Origin of the sequence: Nocardioides aquiterrae (assembly GCF_039526625.1) — a bacterium.
Lineage (GTDB): Bacteria > Actinomycetota > Actinomycetes > Propionibacteriales > Nocardioidaceae > Nocardioides > Nocardioides aquiterrae.
Map to the genome: position 1 here is coordinate 631,371 of NZ_BAAAJE010000006.1, position 25,123 is coordinate 656,493.

Here is a 25,123-nt window from a genome sequence, read left to right on the forward strand (position 1 = left end):
ATGGGGCCCGTGGGAAGATCGCCCGCATGGAGGCGGGGCCGCTGGACCGGATGTGGGACCGCGGCCGCACGTCGGCGCGGGCCCGGGTGCGGCGGCTGGAGGCGAAGTCGTGGCAGATCGGGCAGTGCGCGATCGCCGCGGGCGTCGCCTGGTTCCTGGCCGCCGACGTGCTCGGCCACCCGACACCGTTCTTCGCCCCGGTCGCCGCCGTGGTCGCCCTGGGGACGTCGTACGGCCAGCGGTTGCGCCGGGTCGCCGAGGTCACCATCGGCGTGGCGGTGGGCGTGTTCCTCGCCGACCTGCTGGTGGCGTGGCTGGGGTCCGGCGGCTGGCAGATCGCGCTGATCGTGGCGCTGGCGATGTCGGCGGCCTTCCTCCTCGACGGCGGGCAGCTGTTCGTGACCCAGGCGGCGGTGCAGTCGATCGTGATCGCCGGGCTGGTCGCGGACCCGAGCCAGGCGTTCACCCGCTGGACCGATGCGGTGGTCGGCGGCCTGGTCGCGCTGGTCGCGGCGACGGTGGTGCCGGCGGCGCCGCTGCGGCGCCCCCGCGAGCAGGCGGCGGTCGTGGCGCGCAAGATCGCGGCCCTGCTGCGCGCGGCCGGCGAGGTGATGACCGACGGCGAGCCGGACCGGGCGCTGGACCTGCTCGCCGACGCGCGCTCGACCGACTACCTGATCAGGGAGCTCAAGGACGCTGCGGACGAGGGCCTGTCCGTGGTCGAGTCCTCCCCGTTCCGGGTCCGGCACCGCGACGACCTGCGCAAGATGGCCGAGCTGGTCGACCCGCTCGACCGGGCGCTGCGCAGCACCCGCGTGCTGGTCCGGCAGACGGCGGTGGCCGCGTACCACCGGCGCCCGGTGCCGAAGTCCTACGCGCTGCTGGCGCTCGACCTGGCCGACGCGACGGACGCGGTGGCCGAGGAGCTGGCCGCGAACCGGATGGCGGCGGCCGCCCGGCCGGCGCTGCTCGCGGTCGCGCACGCCACCGGCACGGTCGAGCGGTCGGGGGTGCTGGCGGCCGAGGCGGTCCTCGCCCAGCTGCGCTCGGTCGTCGTCGACCTGCTGATGGTGACCGGCATGGAGCAGCTGGAATCCACCGACGCGCTGCCCCCGCCGCCCCGATGAGCGACCCGCGCTGGGTGCTGCACGTCGACCTGGACCAGTTCATCGCCGCGGTCGAGGTGCTCCGCCGCCCCGAGCTGGCGGGCCGGCCGGTCGTGGTCGGCGGTCGCGGCGACCCGACCGAGCGGGGGGTGGTGGCGACCGCGTCGTACGAGGCCCGGGCGTTCGGCGTCGGGTCGGGCATGCCGCTGCGGCTGGCGGCGCGCAAGTGTCCGGACGCGGTCTTCCTGCCGGTCGACAAGGAGGCGTACGACGCCGCCTCGGCCGAGGTGATGGCCACCCTGCGCGGCCTGGAGTGGGGCGGGGTGCCGGTGGTGCTCGAGGTGCTGGGCTGGGACGAGGCGTTCCTCGGACCGGGCGCGGGCCACGGCGACCTCGGCGACCCGCGGGAGTTCGCCGAGCGGGTGCGGGCCGCGGTCCTGGCCGCGACCGACCTGCACTGCTCGGTCGGGATCGGCGACAACAAGCTGCGCGCGAAGATCGCGACCGACTTCGGCAAGCCCCGCGGCGTGTGGCAGCTGACCGAGGACACCTGGTTCGAGGTGATGGGCGAGCGGCCGACCACCGCGTTGTGGGGGATCGGCGCGAAGACCGCCCGGAAGCTCGCCGCGCTCGGCATCGACACCGTCGCCCAGCTGGCGTCCTCGGACGCGCGGGTGCTCGCCGCCGAGCTCGGGCCGACGATGGGGCCCTGGTACCACCGGCTCGGCCGCGGGGCGGACACCAGCCCGGTGGACGCGACGCCGTGGGTGCCGCGGGCGCACGGCCGCGAGGAGACCTTCCAGCAGGACCTGGACACGCCCGAGCAGGTCGCCGCGGCGGTGCGCGCGCTGACCGGCCGGGTGCTCGCCGACATCCGGGCCGAGGGCCGGCCGGCCGCCCGGGTCGGGCTCAAGGTGCGCTTCGTGCCGTTCGTCACCGTCAGCCGCAGCCTCACGCTGCCCGAGCCGACGTACGACCTGGCCGTGCTCGAGGCGGCCGCGGTCTCGCTGCTGGACCGGCTCGACGAGCGCGACCGGGGCCGGCCGGTGCGGCTGCTCGGCGTGCGGCTGGAGATGGTGCCGCCGGAGGGCGGCTACTGAGGGCCCAGGCCCTCGCGCAGCTCGCGGACCACCGAGTCGACGACCGCGACCAGGTCGCCGCCGGTCGCCTCGGCCACCGCGCGCTGGCGCTGGTACGACGCGCCCCGGCGCGGGATGTCGGCGACCGACGCGAGCTCCGCGGCGCAGCCGAGGCGCTCGGCGACGGGCGCGAGCCGCTCGAGCAGCTCGGCCAGGTCCTCGGTGACCAGCCGCTCGTGCGAGGCGGCGTCGGTGATCACGATCGCGTCGAGGCCGTACCGGGCGGCGCGCCACTTGTTCTCCTGCACGTGCCACGGCGGCATCGTCGGGAGCGGCTCGCCGGCGGCCAGCCGGGTGTCGAGGTCGACGACCAGGCAGTGCATGAGGGCCACCAGCGCGGCCAGCTCGGTGAAGTTCGAGACGCCGTCGCAGACCCGGTTCTCCAGCGTGCCGTGGCGGGGGGCCGGCCGGACGTCCCAGCGGATCTCGGTGAGGTCCTCGATCACGCCGGTGACCAGCTGGTCGGAGACGTACCCCTCGAACTCCGACCACCGCTCGAACTGGAACGGCAGCCCGGCGGTCGGCAGCTGCTGGAACATCAGCGCCCGGTTGGAGGCGTAGCCGGTGTCGATGCCGGCCCAGATCGGGGAGGACGCCGAGAGCGCCTGGAGGTGCGGGTAGTAGTTGAGCAGCGCGGAGAGGACCGGCATCACCCGCTCCTTCTCGGGCATCCCCACGTGCACGTGCACGCCCCAGATCAGCATCTGCCGGCCCCACCACTGGGTCCGGTTGATCAGCTCCTCGTAGCGGTGCCCCTCGCTGAGCTGCTGGACCGTCCAGGACGCGAACGGGTGCGTGCCCGCGCCGTACAGGTCGATGTCCAGGTCGTCGCCCGCCGGCAGCACCCCCTCGAGCGTCGTGCGCAGGTCCGCCATCGCCTCGGGCACCGTGTGGCAGATCCCGCTCACGATCTCGACGGTGTTGCGGAGCAGCTCCTGGTGGAGCTTGCCCGGGTCGCGAAGCCGCGGCCGGGCCCGCGCGAACAGGTGCGTGGCGTCGTTGCGCAGGTCACGGGTGCGGCGGTCGACGAGCGCCAGCTCCCACTCCACCCCCAACGTCGGCTCGGGCGAGGCATGGAAGTCGATGCGCACACCCGTCAGCGTTCCACAGCACAGCCTCGATCCATCGATTCCCGCCTGCTGCGCGCCGCCATCTGGGCACCCTGGCTGCGTTGCCGACGCTCAACGGTGCAACCAGACCGCCCCTCGCGCCGGCGCCTTGCCAGCGCACCCATCTGGTGACGCTCGCGACGCCGCGAATCGGTGGATCGAGGCTCAGGAAGCGGCGGTCTCCTCCACCCGGGCGAGCCACGAGACGGCCACCCCGTCGTACGGCGCGGCGCCGGCCGCGACCGCCGCGTGCACCCGGTCGCAGGAGGTCATCGCGGCCGCGACCACGTCGTCGGGGTAGCGGTACCGGATCCGGTGCTCGGCGAACTCGTCCTCGTCGTCGACCCACACCCGACCGGTGTTGCCGCGGACGACGTCGAGGTCCAGGTCGACGGCCCGCAGGACGCTGCCGTCCCAGAGAGGCGGGGTGGTGATGTCGACGTAGACCCGCACCGGCCCGCCGACGTCGTGGAACGTCGCCAGCCACCCCCGCGCCGCGTCCGGCCCGGGCGGCGGCACCAGCCCGACCTGGCGGGTCGGGGCGACGTAGGTCAGGCCCGGGCGGGTCATCACGGTGCTCCGCCGGATGCCCAGCCAGTCGCCGTGCTCGTCGCTGCCGAGGTACGTCGCGTCGAACTCCCAGTGCGGCCGGTCGGCCCACTTCGTCATCACGACGCGGACCGCGTCGCCGGTGGTGAGGCTCACGTGGCCTGTCTACCAGCGGACTGCCACCATGGCGGCCATGCTGGAGGCCCGCGAGCTCAACCTGACCCTGGACTTCTGCCTCCGCGTCGGCGAGCTGCTGCTGTCCTCGGGCGCCGGTGCCGCCGACGTCACGGCGACCATGCAGGCGCTCGCCTGGCAGTACGGCGTGCGCAACCCCGAGGTGGACGTGACGTTCACCTCGCTGTCGATGAGCTTCCAGCCCGCCCCCGAGGAGCCCTCGGTCGTGCTGATCCGGCAGGTCAAGCAGCGCGACATCGACTACGAGGACCTGACGCTGGTCGACCACCTGGTCCGCGAGGTGCTGCGCGGCGAGGTCGAGCTCAAGGACGCGCGCACCCGGCTCGCGCGGATCGTGTCCTCCGGTCACATCCGGCCCCGCTGGGCCGCCACGCTGGGCTGGGGGGTGATGGCCGCCGGCGTCGGGCTCCAGCTGGGCGGCAACGCGGCCGTGGTCGTGATCGCCGCCGTCGCGGCGATCGGGATCGACCGGCTGCAGCTGGTGATGGGCCGCCGCCGGATCCCGTTCTTCTACCGGCAGATCGCCGGCGGCGGGCTGGCGACGCTGATCGCGGTGGCCGCGGCGGCCAGCTGGCTGGACCTCGACCCGTCGCTGGTCGTCACCGCGAACCTGATCATGCTGCTGGCCGGCATCGGCTTCATGGGGGCGCTGCAGGACGCCCTGACCGGCTTCTACGTCACCGCGGGTGCCCGGTTGACGGAGGCGCTGCTGGCGACCGCCGGCATCATCGCCGGCGTCAGCGGCGGCCTCACGGTCGCCGACCTGGCCGGTGTCTCGGTGGACCGGATCGACGTGGGGACGTCCACGCTGAAGGACGTCACCGTGATGGCGGTCGGCGCGGCGATCTGCGCGGCGGCGTTCGCGTTCGCGTCGTACGCCCCACGGCGCACGCTCCTCCCGATCGGTCTGGTCGCCGCCGTCGCGATGGTGATCAGCCAGACCGTGCGGATCGGCGGCGTGGGCAGCACCTGGTCGACGGCGCTGGCCGCGTTCTTCGTCGGCCTGGTCAGCTACACGGTCGCCGGTCGGCTACGCGTGCCGCCGCTGGTGGTCGTCGTCTCGGCCGTCGTGCCGATGCTCCCCGGCCTGTCGATCTACCGCGGCCTGAGCCTGCTGGGGGAGGGCGCCGGCTACACGTCCGAGGGGCTGCTCGCGATCATCACCGCGGCGTCCATCGCGATCGCGCTCTCGTCCGGGGTGATCCTCGGCGAGTACGTCGCGCAGCCGCTCAAGCGCGAGGCGCACCGCCTCGAGAGCCGGCTGGCCGGCCCCCGCCTGGTCGGCCCGCTGAAGGTGCGGAGCCGGGAGAGCAGCCGGAGGGTCAGACGACGGTCGTCCGATCCGGCAGCACGCGACTAGCGGCCTTCGCGACGATGTCCTGGTAGCGGGAGCCGGTCAGCTTCGCGAAGTGGTGGACGGCGTGGGCGTCGAGGCCGACCAGCACCCGCGCCTTGTTGCCCTGAACGCCCTTGACGATGATCTCCGCCGCCCGCTCCGGGGTCATCTTGGCGAGCTTCTCGTCGAACAGCTTCGCCGTCTGCGCCTTGTCCTCCTTCGCGGACACCCGGGCGTTCCGGGCGATCGCGGTCTTGATGCCGCCCGGGTGGACCACCGTGACGCCGACCGGGTAGCCGGCGACCAGCATCTCCTCGCGGAGCGCCTCGGACATGCCGCGCACGGCGTACTTGGCCGCGTTGTACATGCTCTGGCCCGGCATCGAGATCAGCCCGAACAGCGACGAGATGTTCACGACGTGCCCGTCGCCGGAGGCGATCAGGTGGGGGAGGAACTCCTTGGTCCCGTGGAGGACGCCGAAGAAGTTGATGGCCATGATCCAGTCGATGTCGTCGTACTCGAGGTCCTCGAGGTTCCCCGCGAGCGCGACGCCGGCGTTGTTGACCACGACGTTCACCCGGCCGAACTGGTCGGCGACCGAGCCGGCGTACGCCGCGAACGCGGCGCGGTCCGCCACGTCGAGGTGGTCCGAACGCACCTCGCGCGCGCCGACGCCCTGCACCAGGTCGACGGTCTCGGCGAGCCCGGCGTCGTCGACGTCGGAGATCGCCAGCAGCGCCCCCTGCCGGGCCAGGTTGAGGGACAGCGCCCGGCCGATGCCGGACCCCGCTCCCGTGATCGCCACGACCTTGTCGTCGAAGGACTTCATGCGGTTCGCTCCTCGTGGGTGTCGTAGGCGTCGATGTCGAAGCGCGCCAGGTTCCGGCGGAAGGTGAAGGTCGCCTTCGGCCACAGCGTGGTGTTGCGGCCGTGCTCGTCGAGGTACCAGCTCTGGCAGCCGCCGGTCGTCCAGACGGTGCGCTTCATCCGGCGCTGCAGGTTCGCGTTCCAGCGGCGGAACGCGCGCTCGCGTGGCTCCACGGCCCGGAGCCCGCGCTCGCGCATGGCGCGGATCGCGTCGCGCAGGTAGGCGACCTGCGCCTCGATGATGAACACCATGCTGGTGTGGCCCTGGCCGGTGTTGGGCCCGACCAGCACGAACAGGTTCGGGAAGCCCGGCACGGTCGTGCCCTTGTACGCCGCCATGCCCTGCTCGCGCCAGACGTCGGCGAGGCGGCGGCCCGCGGTGCCGGTGACGTGCTCGGCGAACGGCAGGTCGGTGGTGTGGAAGCCGGTGGCCACCACGAGCACGTCGGCCGGCCGCTCGACCCCGTCGGCGGTGACGACCGCGTTGCCGGTCACCTTGGCGATGGGGTCGGTCACTAGCTCGGTGGTGTCGGCCGCGAGCGCCGGGTAGTAGGTGTTCGACCGGAGGATCCGCTTGCAGCCGATCTCGAAGTGCGGCGTCACGCGCGCACGGAGCTCGGGGTCCGCGATGCCCTTGCGGATGTTCGCCAGCGCGGCCTGCTTGGCCGGCGCCGCGATCCTCGGCTCGACCGTGAACGCCGGCACGTACGCCTCGTGCGCCCAGTAGATGCCGGTCCGGTAGAGCTTGCGCAGCAGCGGGAGCCGGCGCAGCGCGCGACGCTCGAGGGCGCCGTACCGCCGGTCGTTGCGGGGGATCACCCACGGCGCGGTGCGCTGGTAGACGTCGAGGTGGCCGCCGGAAGCCTCCAGCACTTGCTGCAGCTCGGGGACGATCTGGATCGCCGAGGCGCCGGTGCCGATCACCGCGACGCGCTTGCCGGCCAGGTCGACGTCGTGGTTCCACCGAGCGGAGTGGAAGAGGTCGCCCTGGAAGGTCTCGATGCCGTCGATCTCGGGGAGCTTCGGCTCCGACAGGCTGCCCGCGCCCATGACGAGCGTGGTGGACGTGACGGTCCGCTCGCCCGCCGGTCCGGAGATCCGCGACCGCCAGACCTGGGCGGCGTCGTCCCAGGTCGCCTCCTCGAAGCGGGTGTCGAACTCGAACCGGTCCAGCGTCCCGGACCCCTCCGCGACCGAGCGGAGGTAGGCCTGGATCTCGGGTTGCGGCGAGTAGGACATCGACCACTCGGGGTTCGGTGCGAATGAGAACGAGTAGAGCTGGCTCGGGACGTCGCAGGCCGCGCCGGGGTAGGTGTTGTCGCGCCAGGTGCCGCCGACGTCGGGGCCCTTCTCGACCACCAGGAAGTCGGTCTCGCCGTCCTCCTGCAGCTTGATCGCCGCGCACAGGCCCGCGAACCCGGCGCCGACGATGAGGTGCTGCACGTGCATGACTGGACCGTACTGGCGTTATTGAAAAAGTGTCAATAGAGTGCGGGGTGTGAGCCAGCCTACGTCGCAGCGGACCCGCCTGTCGCCGGAGCAGCGCCGCGAGCAGCTGCTCGACCTGGGGGTCCGCCTGCTCGCCCACCGGTCGCTGGACGAGCTCTCCATCGACCTGCTCGCCGAGGAGGCCGGGATCTCCCGCGGCCTGCTCTACCACTACTTCGGCAACAAGCACGCCTTCCACGAGGCCGTCGTCCGGCGGGCCGCCGACGACCTGATCGAGCAGACCTCGCCGCCCGCCGACGGCGATCCGATGGAGCGGATGCTCACCTCGCTCGCGGCGTACCTGGACTACGTGGTCGCCAACTACGAGGGCTACCTCTCGCTGGTCAAGGCGGCCGCCGGCGGCAACGAGACGCTGCGCGAGATCTACGAGGAGGCGCGCTCGGCGCTGAACAGCCGGATCTTCCGCGAGGACGCGCAGGGCGACATCGTCCCGGACACCCCCGCGACCCGGCTCGTGGTGCGCGGCTGGTCGGCGATGGTGGAGGAGCTGGTGCTCTCCTGGATCGCGGACCCGCGCGGCATCACCCGCGAGCAGCTGCTCGAGATCATGGCCGCGTCGCTCCCGGCGATCGTGGAGGTCGCGGGCTGACGCCGGCCTCTTGGCCGCGGGTGTCAGCTCACCCGCAGCGGGACGCTCAGCAGGAGGCCGGGCCAGTGCCGCTTCGTGGTCTGCTCGGTGTCCAGGCGGGCGTACAGGCGGTCGTGGCCGCCGGTCGCGAACGCGATCCGCCAGTGCCCGTCGCGGCCGAGCCGGACCTGCTTGTCCAGCAGCGGCAGTCCGCTCATCGACGGGCCGTCGTAGAGGTACAGGTGCACGATCGCGGAGCCACCGGGACGGGCCCGCCCCGACAGCACGACCCGGCCGGCCGGGACCGTGACCGGTGTGCAGGCCAGCGCCGGGTCCCCGTCGGCGGTGCAGCGCCGGCCGTTGACCAGCGGCCGTGCCCAGACGGTGTCCGAGCCCTGGTAGGCCTCCTCGCTGGGGACGGCCTCCGGGGACCGGTGCCACACGGCCCGCCAGAACGCCGCCCGGTGCGACACGCCCTCCAGCACGGCCCGGCCGCTCGCCGCGGTGCGCCGGTGGGCGACCGGCTTCCAGGCGTGCGTCCCGGCCCACCGCCGCTCGAAGACGACCCGCGCGCCCGAGACCGGTCGGCCGTGGCCGGCGGCGCTGTCCCAGTGGTGGGCCCGGGCGACCACGCGGAACGGCTCGCCGTACTGGACGGCGCGCCAGCGGCTGCCGCTCTGGTCGAGGACGGTCGCGTCGAGCCAGTTGCGCGCCTCGAAGTCGAAGGTCGCCAGCCGGGTGCCGATCGCGTCCACCCGGACCTCGGGGCTGCCGAGGCAGTCGCCGGTGAGGAGGCCGACCTCCCAGTGGTCGCCCTTGCCGAACTCCGCGATGTACTCGGAGATCGTCCCCGACCAGTCGCCGTCGTGCAGCGTCGCGTCGTCGAGCCACAGCCGGTTCCACGACCGGGGCGTGAGCGGCAGCGGATCGCTGGTGAGCACGTCGCCGTTCATCTCGACCCGCCACTGCCCCCGTGGGTCGGTGCCGTCCGCGCTGCCGGTCGGCCAGGTGTACCAGAGGACCTTGCTCGGCTTGCGCTGGTCGACGAGCATCGGCGCCGCCGCGGTGTCCGCGGCACCGCGCAGCAGCAGGCTGCCCTGCCCGCGGACGTGCTCGTCGGAGAGGCCGATCCGGGTCGTCGGCGCGGCGGCGGGATCGCCGGCGCAGGTGTACCCCGCGACGTCGAAGCGGCTGCCGAGCTCGCGGACCACCTGGTAGTAGGTGTCGCCCGCCCGAGCGGGCGACGCGACGACCGCCGTCCCCACGAGCGCCAGGGCCGTCAGGAGGAGGGATCCACCTCGCATGGCGTCACGCTACGCCGGGTCGCCCGTCCCGTACCTGTCCACCAGGGAATGACCATCGGACGACGGCGCCCTGCCCTCCCGCCGATCTACGATCCGGCCGCGCCGAGGTCCCGCACCGCGAGCGACGCGAAGACCATCGCGGAGCCGAGCGGGGCGCCCGGGCCGGGGTACACGCTCCCGAAGACCGACGCGGCGGAGTTGCCGGCGGCGTACAGGCCCGGGACGGGATGGCCGTCCTCGCGCAGCACCCGGCCGCGCTCGTCGGTGACCAGGCCGCCCTTGGTGCCGAGGTCGGACAGCACGAAGCGCGCGGCGTAGTACGGCGGCTGCGTGACCGGCGTCAGCGCCTTGTTCGGGCCCTCGCCACCGGCGAAGAACGTGTCGTACTCGTCGTCACCCCGGCCGAAGTCCTCGTCCACGCCGGACGCGCAGAAGCCGTTGAACCGCTCGACGGTCGCGACCAGGTCCTCGGCGGGCACGCCGATCGCGGCGGCCAGCTCGGGCAGGGTGTCGGCCCGCACCCAGGTGCCCGCGGCGAGGTGCTCGGCGGGGTCGCCCTCGGGCATCGCGATCGCGGGCAGCCGGCCGCCCTCGCGGGAGTCGAACACGTACCAGGACGGGATCCGCTCGGGCGCCTCGGCCATCAGCCGCCCGAACTGGTCGTAGGGCCGCGCCTCGTTGCCGTACCGGCGGCCGCGCTGGTCGACCATCAGCCCGGACCGGAAGCCGAGCGTGAACGAGCCGCCGCCGTCGGGCTGGGCGAGCCCGGGGCAGAACCAGCCGACGCCGCGGTAGTCGGTCGCGGCCCCGATCGCCGCGCCCGCCCGGATCGGCTCGCCGGTGTTGGTCCCGGACGGCGCCATCGTCCACGCGACGTCGCCGGGCACCCCGTGCTCGGCCCGCAGGTCGGCGTTCCCCTCGAAGCCGCCGGCCGCCACGAGCACACCCCGGCGGGCGCGGATCTCCTTCGGGCCCTCCGGGGTCATCCCGGCGACCCCGGCCACCCGGTCGCCGTCGAGGACGAGCCCGGTGACGGGCAGCTCGGTCAGGACCGTGCCGCCGTCGCGCAGGAAGCCGTCCAGCAGCCGGGCGATGAGGGCCTGGCCGCCGCTCAGCGTGTTCCGGCCGCCCTCGCCGGCGCGGTCGCGCTCGACGGGCGGTCGCACCAGCCGGCCGACCCGCTCGGGCAGGTCGCCGCGCTTGACGTTGGCCGGCTGGATCGACCGACCGAGGGGTACCCGGCCGGGAGCGTCGTAGTACTCGGGGAACGGCAGCCACTCGAAGTCGATCGCCTCGTCGGCCTCGAGCTCGGCGACCAGCTCCGGCGCGTGGGTGAGGAACGCCTCGACCGCCGTCGCGTCCGGGTCGACGAGGATCGCGCCGAGGTACTCCCGCGCGGACTCGGTCGAGTCGGGGATTCCGGCTCGCTGCTGCACGGCACTGCCCGGGAGCCAGCAGGCGCCGCCGGAGTACGCCGACGTCCCGCCGAGCAAGGCGGTCTTCTCGACCACGACCGTGGCCAGGCCGGCCTTCTGGGCGAGGAACGCCCCGGTCAGGGCGCCGCCGCCCGAGCCGACCACCACCACGTCGTACTCATCGGTCATGCGGGCGATACTAGAACACGTTATTGTTTCGAGGCTCGCTCCGCTCGCGCCGCAACAACCGTAGGACGCGGTTGGCACAATGGATCGGTCATGACCGAGCTCCAGATCGCCTACCCTCCGGAGCTGCCGGTCACCCAGCGCCGCGAGGACATCGCCGCGGCCATCCGGGACCACCAGGTCGTCATCGTCGCGGGCGAGACCGGCTCCGGGAAGACGACCCAGCTGCCGAAGATCTGCCTCGAGCTCGGCCGCGGGTCGGCCGGCCTGATCGGGCACACGCAGCCCCGCCGGATCGCCGCCCGCTCGGTGGCCGAGCGGATCGCCAGCGAGCTGAACACCGAGCTCGGCGACCTGGTCGGCTACCAGGTGCGCTTCACCGACCGCACCTCGAAGCAGAGCCGCGTGAAGCTGATGACCGACGGCATCCTGCTCGCCGAGCTCCAGCGCGACCGGCAGCTGCGCAAGTACGACACGATCATCATCGACGAGGCCCACGAGCGGAGCCTCAACATCGACTTCCTGCTCGGCTACCTCAAGCGGCTGCTGCCGCGCCGGCCCGACCTGAAGCTGATCATCACCTCGGCGACCATCGACGTGGAGCGGTTCGCGAAGCACTTCGACGCCCCGGTCGTCGAGGTGTCCGGGCGCACCTACCCGGTCGAGATCCGCTACCGCCCCCTCCTGGCACTCGACGAGGAGGACGAGGAGGGCGAGGTCGTCGTCCGCGACCAGACCGAGGCGATCGTCGACGCGGTCAAGGAGCTGTCGGCCGAGGGGCCCGGCGACATCCTGGTCTTCCTTCCGGGCGAGCGGGAGATCCGGGACACCGCGGATGCGTTGAAGGACCTGCCGCGGACCGAGATCGTGCCGCTCTACTCCCGCCTCTCGGCCGCGGAGCAGCACAAGGTCTTCCAGCCGCACACCGGACGCCGCGTCGTCCTCGCGACCAACGTCGCCGAGACCTCGCTGACCGTGCCCGGCATCCGGTACGTCGTCGACACCGGTGTCGCGCGCATCAGCCGCTACTCGGTCCGGACCAAGGTCCAGCGGCTGCCGATCGAGCCGATCAGCCAGGCGTCGGCCAACCAGCGCTCCGGCCGGTGCGGCCGCGTCGAGGCGGGCATCGCGATCCGGCTCTACTCGGAGGAGGACTTCGAGAGCCGGCCGGAGTTCACCGACCCGGAGATCCTGCGCACCAACCTGGCCAGCGTCATCCTGCAGATGACGTCGCTCGGGCTCGGGGACATGGCGCGGTTCCCGTTCGTCGAGCCGCCGGACCGGCGCAACGTGCAGTCCGGCGTCCAGCTGCTCGAGGAGCTCGGCGCGCTGAAGGACGGCACGCTCTCGCGGATCGGCCGCCGGCTCGCCCGCCTGCCGATCGACCCGCGGCTGGCCCGGATGATCCTCGAGGCCGAGCGGCTCGGCTGCGTGCGCGAGGTGATCGTGATCGCGGCCGCGCTGTCCCTGCAGGACCCGCGCGAGCGACCCGCCGAGCTGCAGGCCCAGGCCGACCAGCAGCACGCCCGCTTCAAGGCCGAGGGCAGCGACTTCCTCACCTGGCTCAACCTGTGGCGCTACCTCAAGGAGCAGCAGCGCGAGCTGTCGTCCTCGGCGTTCCGCCGGATGTGCAAGCGCGAGTTCCTCAACTACCTGCGGGTGCGCGAGTGGCAGGACTTCGAGTCCCAGCTGCGCCAGGTCTGCAAGGAGATGGACATCCAGGTCGGCCGCCCGGCCGACACCCCTGACGCCGACGGCATCCACCAGGCGCTGCTCTCCGGCCTGCTCTCGCACATCGGCCTGCTCGAGGAGCGCGAGAAGGACAAGCGCGGCCCACGCGAGTACCTCGGCGCCCGCGGCGCGCGGTTCGCGATCTTCCCGGGCAGCGTCCTGTACCGGAAGAACCCGCAGTTCCTCATGGCCGGCGAGCTGGTGGAGACGAGCCGGCTGTGGGCCCGGCAGAACGCCGCGATCAAGCCGGAGTGGGCCGAGCGGATCGGCGCGCACCTGGTGAAGCGGACCTACTCCGAGCCGCACTGGAGCAAGAAGCGCGCCGCCGTGATGGCCTACGAGCGGGTCACGCTGTACGGCGTCCCGCTGGTCGCCGACCGGCTGGTGTCGTACGGCAAGGTCGACGCCCCGCTGGCGCGTGAGCTGTTCATCCGGCACGCGCTCGTGTACGGCGAGTGGAACAGCCGGCACCGGTTCCTCGAGACGAACCGCCGGCTCCTGGAGGAGGCCGAGGAGCTCGAGCACCGCGCCCGCCGCCGCGACATCGTCGTCGACGAGCACACGCTCTTCGACTTCTACGACCAGCGGATCCCCGCGGACGTCGTGAGCGGCGCGCACTTCGACAGCTGGTGGAAGCACGAGCGGCAGCGCCACGGCCGGTTGCTGACCTTCGACCCGAAGATGCTCACCCACGAGACGGCCGAGGAGATCCGCGCGTCGGACTACCCGGAGGAGTGGGCCAGCGAGGGGCTGACCTTCCCGATCAGCTACCACTTCGAGCCCGGGGCCGCGGACGACGGCCTGACCATCGACGTCCCGGTGGCGACGCTGAACCGGGTCGAGGCGGACGACTTCTCCTGGAACGTGCCCGGCCTGCGCGAGGAGCTGGTGACCAGCCTGATCCGCAGCCTGCCCAAGAACCTGCGCGTGAACTTCGTGCCGGCCCCGAACAAGGCGCGGGAGTTCCTGGCCGCGGTACCGCCGGGGGAGGAGCCGCTGCTGGACGCCCTCGAGCGGTGGTGCCGGTCGACGACGGGCGTGGTCGTCCCCCGCGACGCCTGGGACTGGTCGAAGGTGCCCGAGCACCTGCGCCCGACGTACCGGGTCGTCGACGAGGAGGGCCGCGAGCACGCCCGCGGCAAGGACCTGGACGCGCTGAAGGAGCCGCTGCGCCCGAAGTTCGCGGAGGCGATGCGCGAGGTCGCCGCCGAGAGCGGGCTGGCCCGCACCGGCGAGACGACGTGGGCGTTCGGTGCGATCGACGCGTCGTTCACGCAGCACCGCGCCGGCCACGAGGTGCAGGTGTTCCCGGCGCTGGTCGACGAGGGCGGGAGCGTCGGGCTGCAGGTGTTCGGCTCGGCGGACGAGCAGGAGGCGCGGCACCGGCTCGGCGTGCGGCGACTGCTGCTGCTCGAGCTGCCGTCGCCGGTGAAGCGGGTCCTCGACGGGCTCACGAACGCCGAGAAGCTCGGCCTGGCCGGCTCGCCGTACCCGAGCGTCGCGGAGCTGCTGGAGGACGCCCGTGCGGCCGTCGTCGGCGCGGCCGTGGACGCGCGCCCGCCGGTGCGCGACGAGGCGGCGTACCGGGCGCTGAAGGCCGAGGCCGGACGCGACCTGGAGGCGCACCTGCGGGGTGTCATGGGCGACGTGATCCGGGTGCTGGACGCCTGGCGCCGTGTCGAGAAGTCGGTGAGCGGCCGCGCGGACATGACGATGCTGCCCGCCCTGACCGACATGCGGTCGCAGCTCGCGCGGCTGGTGTACCGCGGGTTCGTCGGGGAGGCGGGGGTGGCCCAGCTGCGCCGGTACCCGACGTACCTCGCCGCGATCGAGCAGCGGCGCGCCCGGCTGGAGTCGCAGGTGAACCGCGACCGGCAGCTCATGGACCAGATCGCCGACCTGCAGGACGCGTACCTCCACCACCTCGACGCGCTGCCGGCGGGCCGGCCGCCCGGCGAGCGGCTGCGGCAGGTGCGCTGGATGCTGGAGGAGTACCGGGTGTCGCTCTGGGCCCAGCAGCTCGGCACCCCCTACCCAGTCAGCGACCAGCGCATCCGACGTAGCCTGCAGCAGTGACCGATCGTCAGCACCACCGGCCGATGACGCCCGGGGGCCTGTTCTTCGAGGCGCTGGTCGGCGGCACCGACCCGGCGCTGGTGAGCGAGGCGGCCGACCGGGCCGCGACGCTGCTGGTGCGCGGCGCCCGGGACGCCGGCGACGCGGCGACCGCCGAGCGGTTGCTGCACCTGGCCGACACCGAGGGCATCGAGACGATCGCCGAGGTCTGGTCGGGGGCGCCGGCCGACTCGCTCGCCGGCTGCCTGTGGCGGCTCTACCTGCTGCGGTCGTGGGTGTACGCCGACCCGGTCGGGGTGTCCCGCGAGTTCGAGGCCGGCCGGCGCAGCGCCCAGGTCGCGCGCGTGGTCGCGGGGGTCGCCGACCCGCCGGGGCCCGAGCAGCTCCAGGAGATGGTCGACGAGGTGCTGCGCGGCATCGCGGGCAGCGACTTCGCCGACGTGCTGCTGCGCGCGGCCGCGTTCGCGCGGGTCGTGGCCACCGGCCGCGCGTCGTTGAGCGGGCCGACGAACGCCGAGGTGCAGCGGATGCTGGTGCTCTCCGAGCAGCTCGAGGCCGCCGGGCATGTGGAGATGGAACAAGGATTGGGCTGATCCCGTTAGACTCTCCGAGAAGTACGCCGGGCTGTGGCAGCCCCGGGTCCCAAAATAAGCCGCTACGAGCGGCCACGCGCCGTGAGGCGCTCCCGGTCCGGCGTACTTCATAGTCTGTGCGGGTGGAGATCACCTACAACCCGCTCGCGGACGGCCGGCCGGACCCCGGCGAGGTCGTCTGGGGCTGGGTCGCCTACGAGGACGACCCGGCGCGTGGCAAGGACCGGCCGGTGCTGCTCATCGGGCGCGACGCCGACCGGCTGTTCGGCCTGATGCTGACCAGCAAGGACCACGACCGGGACGCCGAGCAGGAGGCCCGGTGGGGCCGGTACTGGATGGACGTCGGCGTCGGCGGCTGGGACCGGGAGCGGCGACCCAGCGAGGTGCGGCTCGACCGCCTGCTCGAGCTGAGCGCGTCCGAGGTCCGCCGCGAGGGTGCGGCGCTGGACCGCGCGGTGTTCGACCAGGTGGTCGCCGAGGCCCGGCGGTTCCACGCCCTGGGCTGAGCGGCCGGCTGAGCGGTGGGCTAGAAGGTCCGCGCGATCCGTCGTACGGCCTTGCGAGCCGGGTCCCAGGACGCCGGGTAGCGGTCGTCGGCCGCCGTGACCTCGACCAGGGTGAGGTAGTCGCCGGAGCGCAGGATGCCGAGGCCGGCCGCCCGGGTCCGCACCGAGCCGCGGTAGCCGTCGGCGGTGCCGGTGTGCACGGTGATCGGCTCGAGCGGCCCGATCTCGGCCCGGGCGACCCGTGACTCGCAGTCGTCGCGCCACGCGGTCAGCACCTGGTGGGCGCGCCACGCGGACTTCGCGTCGGCGAACCGGGCGACGACCTGGGTCGCCGCCAGCCCGTCGGCGGCGGTGAAGCTGCGGCTCACGGCCTCGACCGCGCCGATCGTGGCCAGGTCGGTCTTCTGGCAGGCGCCGACCGCACCCTCGGCGGGCTTCGCGTCGACCGTCCAGGTGCGGCCGCCGACGGACGGGAGCCGGTCGGCCTCGAGCAGGTGCGCGTCCGCGGTGCTGCGCGTCCGCGGCGCGAGCGAGCCGACCTTGTGCCGGCCGTGGTGCCTGCCGTCGTGCCGGGTCGTGGGCGCGGGCGGCGTGGGGTCGGTGGTCGGGGTCGGGGTGGGCCCGGCCGCCGAGGTGTGCGGCCGGCTCGGCCCGGGCACCGGGGCCGCGGCGCGGTCCGGCGTACCACCGTCGCCGCAGGCGCTGATCGCGAGCACGGTGACCAGGCTCACGACGGCGAGGGGAACCCGAGACACAGGCGTCATCGTAGGGAGAAAGGGGGTCGGAACCGGGTTCCGACACTCGGTAGGGTGGCTCGGGGCCGAGGCGACGAGAGGGGACGAAGTGCGGGGGAGCCGGGTACGCCGGACGCTGGTCGGGACGCTCACCGTGGTGGGCCTCGCGCTGGCGGCCGTGGGCTGCACGGACACCGCGGCTCCCGCGCCGGGGCCGACGACCTCCCCGACGCCCGACCCGGTGACGCACCTGACCTTCGGGGTCTACGGACCGGCCGCGCAGACCGCGGCCTTCCGGTCGACGGTCGACCAGTGGAACGGGCTCACGGACGGGCCGGACGTGAAGCTGCGCGTGTGGGACTCGCACGAGGCGTTCCGCAACGCGATCGAGTCGGGCACCGACCTCCCGGACGTCTTCCTGACCTCACGCACCGACCTGCGCTGGCTCCTCGACAACAAGATGACCCAGCCGGTCGACGAGCTTCTGGACGAGCGGGGCGTCGACTTCGGCGACGGGTACTCCCGCGACGCGCTGCAGGCGTTCAGCACCGACGACCGGCTGCAGTGCATGCCGTACGGCGTCTCGCCGATGGTCATCTACTACAACAAGCAGCTGGTGAACTTCCCCCGGATGGCCAAGCGCGGCCTGGACGCCCCGGAGCCGGACTCGACCAGCTGGTCGTTCGACCAGTTCAGCGCCGCGGCGTCGTTCGCCAGCCGCCCGCGACGCGGCACCAAGGGCGTGCACATCGCGGCGACGCTGCCCGGGCTGTCGCCGTTCGTCCAGTCCGGCGGCGGGTCGGTCTTCGACGACAGCACGAACCCGACGTCGCTCACGCTCTCCAGCGACGACTCGAAGGCGGCCCTCGACCGGACCCTGCAGCTGCTGCGCAACCCGCAGGTGACCCTCGACGAGCAGCAGCTCGAGCAGGCGTCGCCGCTGACCTGGTTCGAGCGCGGCAAGCTCGGCATGATCGCCGGGTACCGCTCGTTGGTCCCGCGGCTGCGGCTGGTGCCGGACCTCGACTTCGACGTGATGGCGATGCCGTCGCTCGGCAGCTCCTCGACGGTGGGCGACGTCAGCGGGCTCTGCCTCTCACGCAAGGCCGCCAGCATCCCCGACGCCGCCGACTTCATGGTCCACGAGCTGTCCGTCGACTCGGTCACCCGGGTGACCCGCACCGGCTACCTGGCCCCGGCGAACCTCGAGGTCGCGCTCTCCGACACGTTCCTCCAGCCGGCCCGCGAGCCGCAGCACAGCACCGTGTTCAACAGCGCGGTGCGCAACATGTCGTTCGCGCCCCTCATCGACACGCTGCCGGCGCTCGAGGAGGCGATCCAGCCGGATCTCGCAGAGCTCGTGTACGGCGTCGGGACCCTCGACCTCGATGCCGTCACCGAACGGATCGACGAGACCTCGCGCGCGATCCTGGACCCGGCCTACTCCCAGTCGCCCGGGCCGTCCGTGTCGCCCTCGGACTGAGCTCTCCCGGTGGTCGAGCTAGTCGAAACCCCGGAAGCCGGGTGCCTGCCGGCGTCTTGCGGGTTGCTGGGGGTTACGACCGCAATAGCAGCGAACGGGGGCGGTGGGTGGGTGGTTGCGGCCGGCGCCCGGCTCCCTGGCCGCGGGTTTCGGGTCGTGTGCCTGAGAACGCCCTATAGCGCGGCCTCAGGCACACGACCCAACAACACTTGGGCACATCGAGTGCTCTGAACCCCTGTGGACACAGGGGATTCTCGCCGGAGGCGTTGTCGGTGGTCAGTGCTTGAGTAGGTGTCATGAGCACCCCGTCGGTCACCCGCGAACAGCTGGTGATCGACGCTGCCCGCGCCACCCGGGCGGCGATCACCGACCTGGAGGTCCAGCAGCTTCTGCACGCGGTGGAGTGGGTGGGCGCGAGGTGACCTGTCCCGACGGGACGACCTTCTCCGCGGACGAGACGGACTTCCGCTGCTTCGTGCATCCCCACGCGCTCGACGGCTCGGCGCTCGCCATCGTCTGCGTGCTGCTCGCGATCCTCATCGGCCTGGTGGGGCTGGTGGCCCAGGGGATCATCCGGGGTCAGCGATCCGGCACGCCTCGGTGACCACCGACACCCAGGCCTCGGGGTGCGTGGACCAGAAGTCGTGGGGGACGCCTGGCACCACGTCGAACGAACCGTTCGGCACGAGTGCGGCCAGCTGTTGCAGTGCTAGGACGGGCGGATGTCGTGCTCCGCGGCGAGGAAGGTCATCGGGACCGGCGAGTCGGCGAGGCGACGGAGCAGGTCGGGTTCGTGGATCCACTCGGTGAACGACGCGCGAAGCGCCGCGTGGACGGCCGGGACCCACTCGATCGGGAGGTCCGGCTCGGTGTCGCGGAGGGACTCGTAGGTCCGTTGCCAGGTCCGGTCCTTCTGGACACCGGTGCCGGCGATGGCCACGATGCGACTGACCGACTCCGGGTGGTCGAGCGCGTAGCGGACCGCGAGGTCGCCGCCCCAGGAGTGACCGAGGACGACCCACCGCTCGACACCGGCGGACCGGCGTACCTCCTCGAGGTCGGCGACGGCCTCCGCCATGGAGTGCGGCCCACCGGGTGAACGGCCGACACCCCGAGGGTCCGGGAACCAGGCGCGCATGCCGCGCGGTGCCAAGTCGTCGGACGCCAGGTAGTTGATGCAGCCCGGTCCGCCGGACAGGACGACCACGTCAGGTCCCTGGCCGACGACGGTGGTGTGCAGTCCCACGGCTACTCCGCCGAAGGCTCCTCGGTCCGCTCCTCGACCGGCTTCTCGACCGGCTTCTCGGCCTCGAGGATCGCGTCGACGATGATCGGGCCGGCGATGTCGACCTGCCAGGGTCGGGCGCCGTACCCGGCGAGCTGCTCGGCGACCGCCGGGCCGAGGGCGGCGGCGTCGCGGGTGGACGGGGGCGTCCAGAGCGTGCGGCGCAGGTAGTCGGGCGTGAGCAGGTTCTCGACCGGGACCTCGAGCTCCTCGGCCCGGGCGCTCATGGCGTCGCGGGCGAGGGTGAGCCGGCGGGCCGCGATCGGGTCCTTCTCGGCCCAGGCGCGGGGAAGGGGCGGGCCGTCGCCGCGCGGGGAGCGGGTCGGCAGCTCGGACTCCGGCATCTCGGCGACCTCGCGGAGCGCAGCGACCCAGCGCGCGGCGTAGCGCTCGGCGCCGCGGCCGTGGAAGCCCTTCGTGGCGAGGAGCGACTCGCGGTCGGTCGGCATCGCCTGGGCGGCGGCGACGATCGCCGCGTCCGGGATGATCCGACCGGGCGTGACGTCGCGCTGCTCGGCGAGCGCGTCGCGCACCTCCCAGAGCGCGCGTACGGCGCCGAGACCGCGACGGCCGCGGACCCGGTGGACGCCGGAGGTCCGCCGCCACGCGTCGACCCGCGTGGGCTGCTCGAAGCCGCGGAGGTAGTCGAACTCCTGCCGCGCCCACTCGTCCTTGCCGGCCGCGATCAGCTCGGCGCCCAGCAGGGTGCGGAGCTCGACGAGGACCTCGACGTCGAGGGCGGCGTACTCCAGCCACGGCGCGGGCAGCGGCCGGGTCGACCAGTCGACGGCGGAGTGCTCCTTGGCCAGGCGCGCGCCGACCAGGCTCTCGACGAGGGTGGCCAGGCCGACGCGCGGGTAGCCGAGCAGCCGCCCGGCCAGCTCGGTGTCGAACAGCGCGGACGGCCGCAGGCCGACCTCCGCGAGGCAGGGCAGGTCCTGGGTCGCGGCGTGCAGGATCCACTCGGTGTCCTCGAGGACCTCCTGCAGCGACGGCAGCTGCTGGAACGGGATCGGGTCGACGAGGAAGGTCCCCGACCCCTCGCGGCGCAGCTGGATCAGGTACGCGCGGGAGGAGTACCGGTAGCCCGACGCCCGCTCCGCGTCGATCGCCACCGGCCCCGATCCCTCGGCCAGCTTCGCGACGACGTCCGCCAGCCCGGCGTCGGTGTCGACGATCGGCGGCAGGCCGTCGCGCAGGGTGAGGAGGGGAGGTTCCGGGGTCTGGTCAGAGGTCATGTCAGCGTCCCGAGCCCCGCTGTCCGCGGCGGCTCGGCATCACGGCGACGCCCTCGGGCACCGGGGGCAGCCCGACGGCGGTGCAGAGCAGCTCGCCCCAGGCCTCCACGTGCGGCGCCAGGTCGAGCGGTCCGAGGTCGGGCGCGTCGTCGGGGATCAGCGGCGTCCACGACGCGCGGATCTCGATCTGGGCGGTCCCGCCCTCGTCGGACATGCCGCCGAAGCTCTCGGTCGAGACCCGGGTGACGGTGCCCGAGATCGCGGCGTACGAGGCGCCGTGGGCGTCCAGCGCCTCGGTCAGCCAGGACCAGCCGACCGCGGCGAGCATCGGGTCGATCGCCTGCTCGATGTCCACCTCGGCCCGCGCATAGGCCACGCAGCGAAAGGTGCCGTCCCACGCGTCGTTGCCGGCCGGGTCGTGCAGCAGGATGATCCGGCCGGTCCCGAGGTCGGTGTCCTCGACGGTCACGTCGGCGGACAGGGCAGAGGCGTACGGCGCGATCCGCTGCGGCGCCGGCATCTCCTCGCAGAAGACCTCCGGGCGCAGCCTGGCCGCGCGCATGGTCGCCACCGCGTCCCGGAACTCCGGGGGAACGGCGTCCGCACCCGTCCCGGGGTGCGTCTCCTGACCGACGACCATGAGGTCACAGTAGGTCGATCCCGCCGGTCCCGATGTGCGAACACGCCGGGTGACCTGCGAGGCTTCACCTCGTGACGAGCCCGGCGGACCCCTCCCAGAGCGCCTTCCTGAAGGCCGCGCGGGGCGAGCCGGTGCCCCACACGCCCGTGTGGTTCATGCGCCAGGCTGGGCGTTCGCTGCCCGAGTACCTCGAGGTCCGCCAGGGCGTCGGCATGCTCGAGTCCTGCATGGACCCGGGCCTGGTGACGGAGATCACCCTCCAGCCGGTCCGTCGGTACGGCGTGGACGCGGCCATCTTCTTCTCCGACATCGTGCTGCCGCTCAAGGCCGTCGGGGTCGACCTCGACATCAAGCCCGGCGTCGGTCCGGTCGTCGCGAACCCGGTCCGCACCCTCGCCGACGTGGCGGCGATCCCGGACCTCACCCCCGACCACGTGCCGTTCATCGCCGAGGCGGTCCGCGACCTGGTCGCCGAGCTCGGCGGGACCCCGCTGATCGGCTTCGCGGGTGCGCCCTTCACGGTCGCGTCGTACCTCGTGGAGGGCGGGCCGTCCAAGGAGCACGCGAAGACCAAGGCGATGATGTTCGGCGCCCCGGACGTCTGGGACGCGCTGATGCGCAAGATCGCCGGCATCTCCGCCGCGTACCTCGAGGTCCAGGTCCACGCCGGCGCCTCCGCCGTCCAGCTGTTCGACTCCTGGGCCGGCGCCCTCGCCCCCGCCGACTACGAGGCGTTCGTGATGCCGCACTCCGCGCGGGTGTTGACCCGGGCCGGCGCGCTGGGCGTGCCGCGCATCCACTTCGGCGTCGGTACGTCGAACCTGCTCGGCCTGATGGGGGAGGCCGGCGCCGACGTGGTCGGGGTCGACTGGCGCACGCCGCTCGCCGACGCGATCGGCCGGGTCGGCGACCGCGGCGTGCAGGGCAACCTCGACCCGACGCTGGTCTTCGCGCCCACCGAGGTGATGACCGCCCGGGCCGCCGAGGTCATCGAGGCCGGTCGTGCGGCGAAGGGCCACATCTTCAACCTCGGCCACGGTGTGATCCCGTCGACCGACCCCGACCAGCTCAAGCGGCTGACGGAGTTCGTCCAGGGTTACGAGACGGCTCGCTGACCCCCGCGCTGCCGCGCGTGTCCCAGCCGAGCCTCCTCAACCTCCTCGGCTGACGCTCGCCCTTCGCAGGCTCAGGTCGAGCTGCCTCGGACCGCGCTGATCCGGCGCCGGATCGCCCGGACCAGCAGGTACACCGGCGGGCCGAGGATCCCGACCACGACCAGCCAGGGCAGCAGCGCGCCGAGGACGGTCGCCAGCCCGGTCGCGAACGCAGCGAGCGCGTCCCAGCCCGCCGAGAGCCCCGCGAAGAAGCCCGACTCGTCCTGCTGGGCCTTCTTCACGGCCGTGGCCGGCGTCTTGTCGATGCTGACCGTGATTGTCGACATGGAGGTCTGGCCGCGCAGGTACGCCGCCTGCCGCTCCAGCGAGTCCAGGTCCGCCTGCCGCTGGGACAGCTCGGCCTCGATCGCCATGATGTCGCGGATGCTCTGGGCCCGGCCGAACAGCACGGTGATCCGCGCGATGCTCCGCTTCTGGGCCGCCACCCGGGTCCGGGTGTCGATCAGCTTCGTGGTGACGTCGTTCTCGCTGCTGTTCGCCGACACCAGCTCGGCGTCCGCGATGCCCTTGAGGTCGTCCATCGCGTCGGCGAACCGCTCGGTCGGGATGCGCAGCACCAGGTTCGTGTACGCCGGCTTGCCGTCGTCGTCGGTCGAGGTCTTCTCCTCGGTCACCTGGCCGAAGTAGCGGTTCACGACCTTCTGCACCTCGGCCTGCGCCGCGCCCACGTCGGCGGAGCGCAGCTCGACGTTCCCCTTGCGGATCACCGCCCGGGACATCACGTCCGGGCCCGGCCCGACCCGGTTGCGGCCGTCGGAGGCGTCGTACGCCTCGGCGAGGGCCGGCGCCGGCGCCTCGGCGGCGGCGACCCGGTTCTGGCTCCCGCCCGCGTCGCTCGTGGCCCCGCTGCCGCCCGCGTCGCTCGTTGCGCCGCTGCACCCGACCAGGGCGCCGGCCAGCAGGACGGAGAGGAGGGCGAGGCTGGGGAGGGCGGCGCGCGGCTTCATGGCTTCTGGGACGAGACCTCGGTCGGATCGGTTCCCAGGCCCTCTGGGAGACTCGACGGGTGAGCAGGGTGGTCGTCGTGGGCGCCGGTGTGGCCGGGCTGACCGCAGCACGCGACCTCAGCGAGGCGGGGCACGAGGTCCTGGTGCTGGAGGCGGCGCCGCGGGTCGGCGGCAAGCTGCTCCGCGCGTCCGTGGGCGGCGTGACCGTCGACGTGGGCGCCGAGGCGATGCTGAACCGGCGGCCCGAGGGCGTCGAGCTGGCCCGCTCCCTCGGCCTGCCGCTCGAGCACCCGACGCTGGCGGCGTCGCGGATCTGGACCCGCGGGGCGCTGCGGCCGCTGCCGCGCTCGCTGATGGGTGTGCCGCTCGACGACCCCGGTCCGTCCGGCGTGCTCTCGGACGAGGGCGTGGCCCGGTTCCGTGCCGCCGTGCCCCGGTCGGTCGAGGACGACGTCTCGGTCGGCGACCTGGTCGACGCGGTGTACGGGCCCGAGGTCACCGACCGGCTGGTCGAGCCCCTGCTCGGCGGCGTGTACGCCGGGCAGGCGCGGCTGCTCTCGACCCGCGCGACCGTGCCGCAGCTGGTTACGCTCGCCGCGGGCGGGTCGCTCCCCGCGCCGGCGTCCGACGCACCGGTGTTCGCGGGCATCGCGGGCGGCATGGGTCGCCTCCCGGAGCTGCTCGCCGCGACGCTGCCGGTGCGGACCGACGCGACCGTGCGTGAGCTGCGGCGCACCGATGCGGGCTGGGCGCTGACGATCGGCCCGACCACCGCCACCGAGGAGGTCACCGCCGACGCGGTCGTCCTCGCCGTCCCCGCCGCACCGGCGGCCCGGCTGCTGGCCCCCGTCGCGCCGGCGGCCGCGGCCGAGCTGGGCGCGATCGAGTACGCCTCGATGGCGGTCGTGACCTTCGCCTTCCGGGAGTCGGCCGTGCCCGAGCTGGCGAGCACCGACTCGTCAGGCTTCCTCGTGCCGCCCGTGGACGGCCGCCGGATCAAGGCGTCGACGTTCTCGTTCGCCAAGTGGGGCTGGGTCCGCGCCGCGGGCGGCGGCCTGCTGCTCCTGCGCACCTCGCTCGGCCGGCACCGCGAGGAGGCGACCCTCCAGGCGACCGACGACGAGCTGGCGGCGTGGTCGCTCGCCGACCTCCGCGACGCCGTCGGCCCGATCGCCGACCCCGTCGACACCCACGTCCAGCGCTGGGGCGGCGGCCTTCCGCAGTACGCCGTTGGCCACCTCGACCGGGTCGCGCGGGTCCGCGCCGCGGTCGCCGCCGTGCCCGGCCTGGCGGTCTGCGGGGCGGCGTACGACGGCGTGGGCATCCCCGCGGTCATCGGGTCCGCGCACCGGGCCGCCCGCGAGATCCCCTAGCTGTGATGCCCACCCAGGTTGTCCAACCGGGTGATGGGTGGCAGGCCACCGAGGGCTGA

General features: G+C 73.4%; 23 protein-coding genes. 12 read left to right on the forward strand and 11 right to left on the reverse strand.

Annotated elements, in window-relative coordinates; translation table 11 throughout:
• Positions 1 to 26: 26 nt before the first annotated feature.
• Entirely contained in the window at positions 27 to 1,127 is a 1,101-nt protein-coding gene (locus ABD086_RS09970) for an FUSC family protein (protein WP_343907352.1), read from the forward strand.
• Positions 1,124 to 2,206 carry a DNA polymerase IV gene (locus tag ABD086_RS09975; protein ID WP_343907353.1) on the forward strand — a complete coding sequence of 361 codons (1,083 nt, stop codon included), beginning with the start codon at positions 1,124 to 1,126 and terminating at the stop codon, positions 2,204 to 2,206. Before ABD086_RS09970 ends, ABD086_RS09975 begins: the two co-directional genes overlap by 4 nt.
• Here ABD086_RS09975 and ABD086_RS09980 read toward each other — a convergent pair.
• Both ABD086_RS09980 and ABD086_RS09985 read right to left on the reverse strand, forming a co-directional pair.
• On the reverse strand, positions 2,200 to 3,336 hold the full coding sequence (locus tag ABD086_RS09980; protein WP_343907354.1) for a glutamate--cysteine ligase: 1,137 nt from the start codon (positions 3,334 to 3,336) through the stop codon (positions 2,200 to 2,202). The two genes, ABD086_RS09975 and ABD086_RS09980, sit on opposite strands and share 7 nt — an antisense overlap.
• Positions 3,337 to 3,519: 183 nt before the next feature.
• On the reverse strand, positions 3,520 to 4,059 hold the full coding sequence (locus tag ABD086_RS09985; RefSeq protein ID WP_343907356.1) for a DUF402 domain-containing protein: 540 nt from the start codon (positions 4,057 to 4,059) through the stop codon (positions 3,520 to 3,522).
• A gap of 37 nt (positions 4,060 to 4,096) precedes the next feature.
• On the opposite strand from ABD086_RS09985, the gene ABD086_RS09990 reads away from it, so the two are divergent.
• The gene (locus ABD086_RS09990) at positions 4,097 to 5,458 is read left to right on the forward strand and encodes a threonine/serine exporter family protein (protein WP_343907358.1); all 1,362 of its coding nucleotides are present in this window, start codon (positions 4,097 to 4,099) and stop codon (positions 5,456 to 5,458) included.
• On the opposite strand, the gene ABD086_RS09995 is transcribed toward ABD086_RS09990, so the two are convergent.
• Entirely contained in the window at positions 5,421 to 6,263 is an 843-nt protein-coding gene (locus tag ABD086_RS09995) for an SDR family NAD(P)-dependent oxidoreductase (protein ID WP_343907360.1), read from the reverse strand. The genes ABD086_RS09990 and ABD086_RS09995 overlap by 38 nt on opposite strands.
• A complete protein-coding gene (locus ABD086_RS10000; RefSeq protein WP_343907361.1) occupies positions 6,260 to 7,750 on the reverse strand; it encodes a flavin-containing monooxygenase in 1,491 nt (496 codons plus the stop codon). Before ABD086_RS10000 ends, ABD086_RS09995 begins: the two co-directional genes overlap by 4 nt.
• 49 nt (positions 7,751 to 7,799) lie before the next feature.
• On the opposite strand from ABD086_RS10000, the gene ABD086_RS10005 reads away from it, so the two are divergent.
• Positions 7,800 to 8,399, forward strand: coding sequence for a TetR/AcrR family transcriptional regulator (locus tag ABD086_RS10005; protein ID WP_343907362.1), 600 nt, complete (start codon positions 7,800 to 7,802; stop codon positions 8,397 to 8,399).
• 23 nt (positions 8,400 to 8,422) lie between these two features.
• Here ABD086_RS10005 and ABD086_RS10010 read toward each other — a convergent pair whose 3' ends face one another.
• Both ABD086_RS10010 and ABD086_RS10015 read right to left on the reverse strand, forming a co-directional pair.
• The gene (locus ABD086_RS10010) at positions 8,423 to 9,682 is read right to left on the reverse strand and encodes a hypothetical protein (protein ID WP_343907363.1); all 1,260 of its coding nucleotides are present in this window, start codon (positions 9,680 to 9,682) and stop codon (positions 8,423 to 8,425) included.
• Between the two features lie 86 nt (positions 9,683 to 9,768).
• Positions 9,769 to 11,286, reverse strand: coding sequence for an FAD-dependent oxidoreductase (locus ABD086_RS10015; protein ID WP_343907364.1), 1,518 nt, complete (start codon positions 11,284 to 11,286; stop codon positions 9,769 to 9,771).
• A 90-nt stretch (positions 11,287 to 11,376) separates the two neighbouring features.
• Here ABD086_RS10015 and hrpA point away from each other — a divergent pair, with 90 nt between their 5' ends.
• The 3 genes from hrpA to ABD086_RS10030 all read left to right on the forward strand — a co-directional run bounded on the left by hrpA (position 11,377) and on the right by ABD086_RS10030 (position 16,189).
• Complete coding sequence (gene hrpA, locus ABD086_RS10020; RefSeq protein ID WP_343907365.1) at positions 11,377 to 15,090, forward strand: ATP-dependent RNA helicase HrpA; 3,714 nt, start codon at positions 11,377 to 11,379, stop codon at positions 15,088 to 15,090.
• Positions 15,087 to 15,683 carry a hypothetical protein gene (locus ABD086_RS10025; protein WP_343907366.1) on the forward strand — a complete coding sequence of 199 codons (597 nt, stop codon included), beginning with the start codon at positions 15,087 to 15,089 and terminating at the stop codon, positions 15,681 to 15,683. The genes hrpA and ABD086_RS10025 overlap by 4 nt, the downstream gene beginning before the upstream one ends.
• A 122-nt stretch (positions 15,684 to 15,805) precedes the next feature.
• Positions 15,806 to 16,189, forward strand: a complete 384-nt coding sequence (locus ABD086_RS10030) for a type II toxin-antitoxin system PemK/MazF family toxin (protein WP_343907367.1) — start codon at positions 15,806 to 15,808, stop codon at positions 16,187 to 16,189.
• 20 nt (positions 16,190 to 16,209) lie between these two features.
• Here the strand turns inward: ABD086_RS10030 and ABD086_RS10035 are convergent, their stop codons facing one another.
• Positions 16,210 to 16,944, reverse strand: a complete 735-nt coding sequence (locus tag ABD086_RS10035) for a hypothetical protein (protein WP_343907368.1) — start codon at positions 16,942 to 16,944, stop codon at positions 16,210 to 16,212.
• Positions 16,945 to 17,032: 88 nt separating this feature from the next.
• Between ABD086_RS10035 and ABD086_RS10040 the strand changes: the two genes are divergently transcribed.
• The 3 genes from ABD086_RS10040 (at position 17,033) to ABD086_RS10050 (ending at position 19,010) form a co-directional block, all read left to right on the forward strand.
• Positions 17,033 to 18,406 (forward strand): ABC transporter substrate-binding protein, encoded by a 1,374-nt coding sequence (locus ABD086_RS10040; protein WP_343907369.1) that lies wholly within the window; start codon positions 17,033 to 17,035, stop codon positions 18,404 to 18,406.
• 296 nt (positions 18,407 to 18,702) lie between these two features.
• Positions 18,703 to 18,828 carry a hypothetical protein gene (locus tag ABD086_RS10045; RefSeq protein WP_343907370.1) on the forward strand — a complete coding sequence of 42 codons (126 nt, stop codon included), beginning with the start codon at positions 18,703 to 18,705 and terminating at the stop codon, positions 18,826 to 18,828.
• Positions 18,825 to 19,010, forward strand: a complete 186-nt coding sequence (locus ABD086_RS10050) for a hypothetical protein (protein ID WP_343907371.1) — start codon at positions 18,825 to 18,827, stop codon at positions 19,008 to 19,010. The genes ABD086_RS10045 and ABD086_RS10050 overlap by 4 nt, the downstream gene beginning before the upstream one ends.
• A gap of 105 nt (positions 19,011 to 19,115) precedes the next feature.
• Here the strand turns inward: ABD086_RS10050 and ABD086_RS10055 are convergent, their stop codons facing one another.
• From ABD086_RS10055 to ABD086_RS10065, 3 genes are read right to left on the reverse strand one after another with little or no spacing between them, the layout of a single operon-like run.
• Positions 19,116 to 19,652, reverse strand: a complete 537-nt coding sequence (locus ABD086_RS10055) for an alpha/beta fold hydrolase (RefSeq protein WP_343907372.1) — start codon at positions 19,650 to 19,652, stop codon at positions 19,116 to 19,118.
• A 2-nt stretch (positions 19,653 to 19,654) separates the two neighbouring features.
• Positions 19,655 to 20,929: an HRDC domain-containing protein gene (locus ABD086_RS10060; protein ID WP_343907373.1), complete on the reverse strand. Its 1,275-nt coding sequence runs from the start codon at positions 20,927 to 20,929 to the stop codon at positions 19,655 to 19,657.
• Position 20,930: 1 nt separating this feature from the next.
• Positions 20,931 to 21,569, reverse strand: coding sequence for a DUF3000 domain-containing protein (locus tag ABD086_RS10065; protein ID WP_343907374.1), 639 nt, complete (start codon positions 21,567 to 21,569; stop codon positions 20,931 to 20,933).
• 71 nt (positions 21,570 to 21,640) lie between these two features.
• Between ABD086_RS10065 and hemE the strand changes: the two genes are divergently transcribed.
• Entirely contained in the window at positions 21,641 to 22,684 is a 1,044-nt protein-coding gene (gene hemE, locus ABD086_RS10070) for a uroporphyrinogen decarboxylase (RefSeq protein WP_343907375.1), read from the forward strand.
• Between the two features lie 71 nt (positions 22,685 to 22,755).
• Here the strand turns inward: hemE and ABD086_RS10075 are convergent, their stop codons facing one another.
• Complete coding sequence (locus ABD086_RS10075; protein ID WP_343907376.1) at positions 22,756 to 23,691, reverse strand: DUF4349 domain-containing protein; 936 nt, start codon at positions 23,689 to 23,691, stop codon at positions 22,756 to 22,758.
• Between the two features lie 59 nt (positions 23,692 to 23,750).
• Between ABD086_RS10075 and ABD086_RS10080 the strand changes: the two genes are divergently transcribed.
• Positions 23,751 to 25,064: a protoporphyrinogen/coproporphyrinogen oxidase gene (locus ABD086_RS10080; RefSeq protein WP_343907377.1), complete on the forward strand. Its 1,314-nt coding sequence runs from the start codon at positions 23,751 to 23,753 to the stop codon at positions 25,062 to 25,064.
• Positions 25,065 to 25,123: the final 59 nt, after the last annotated feature.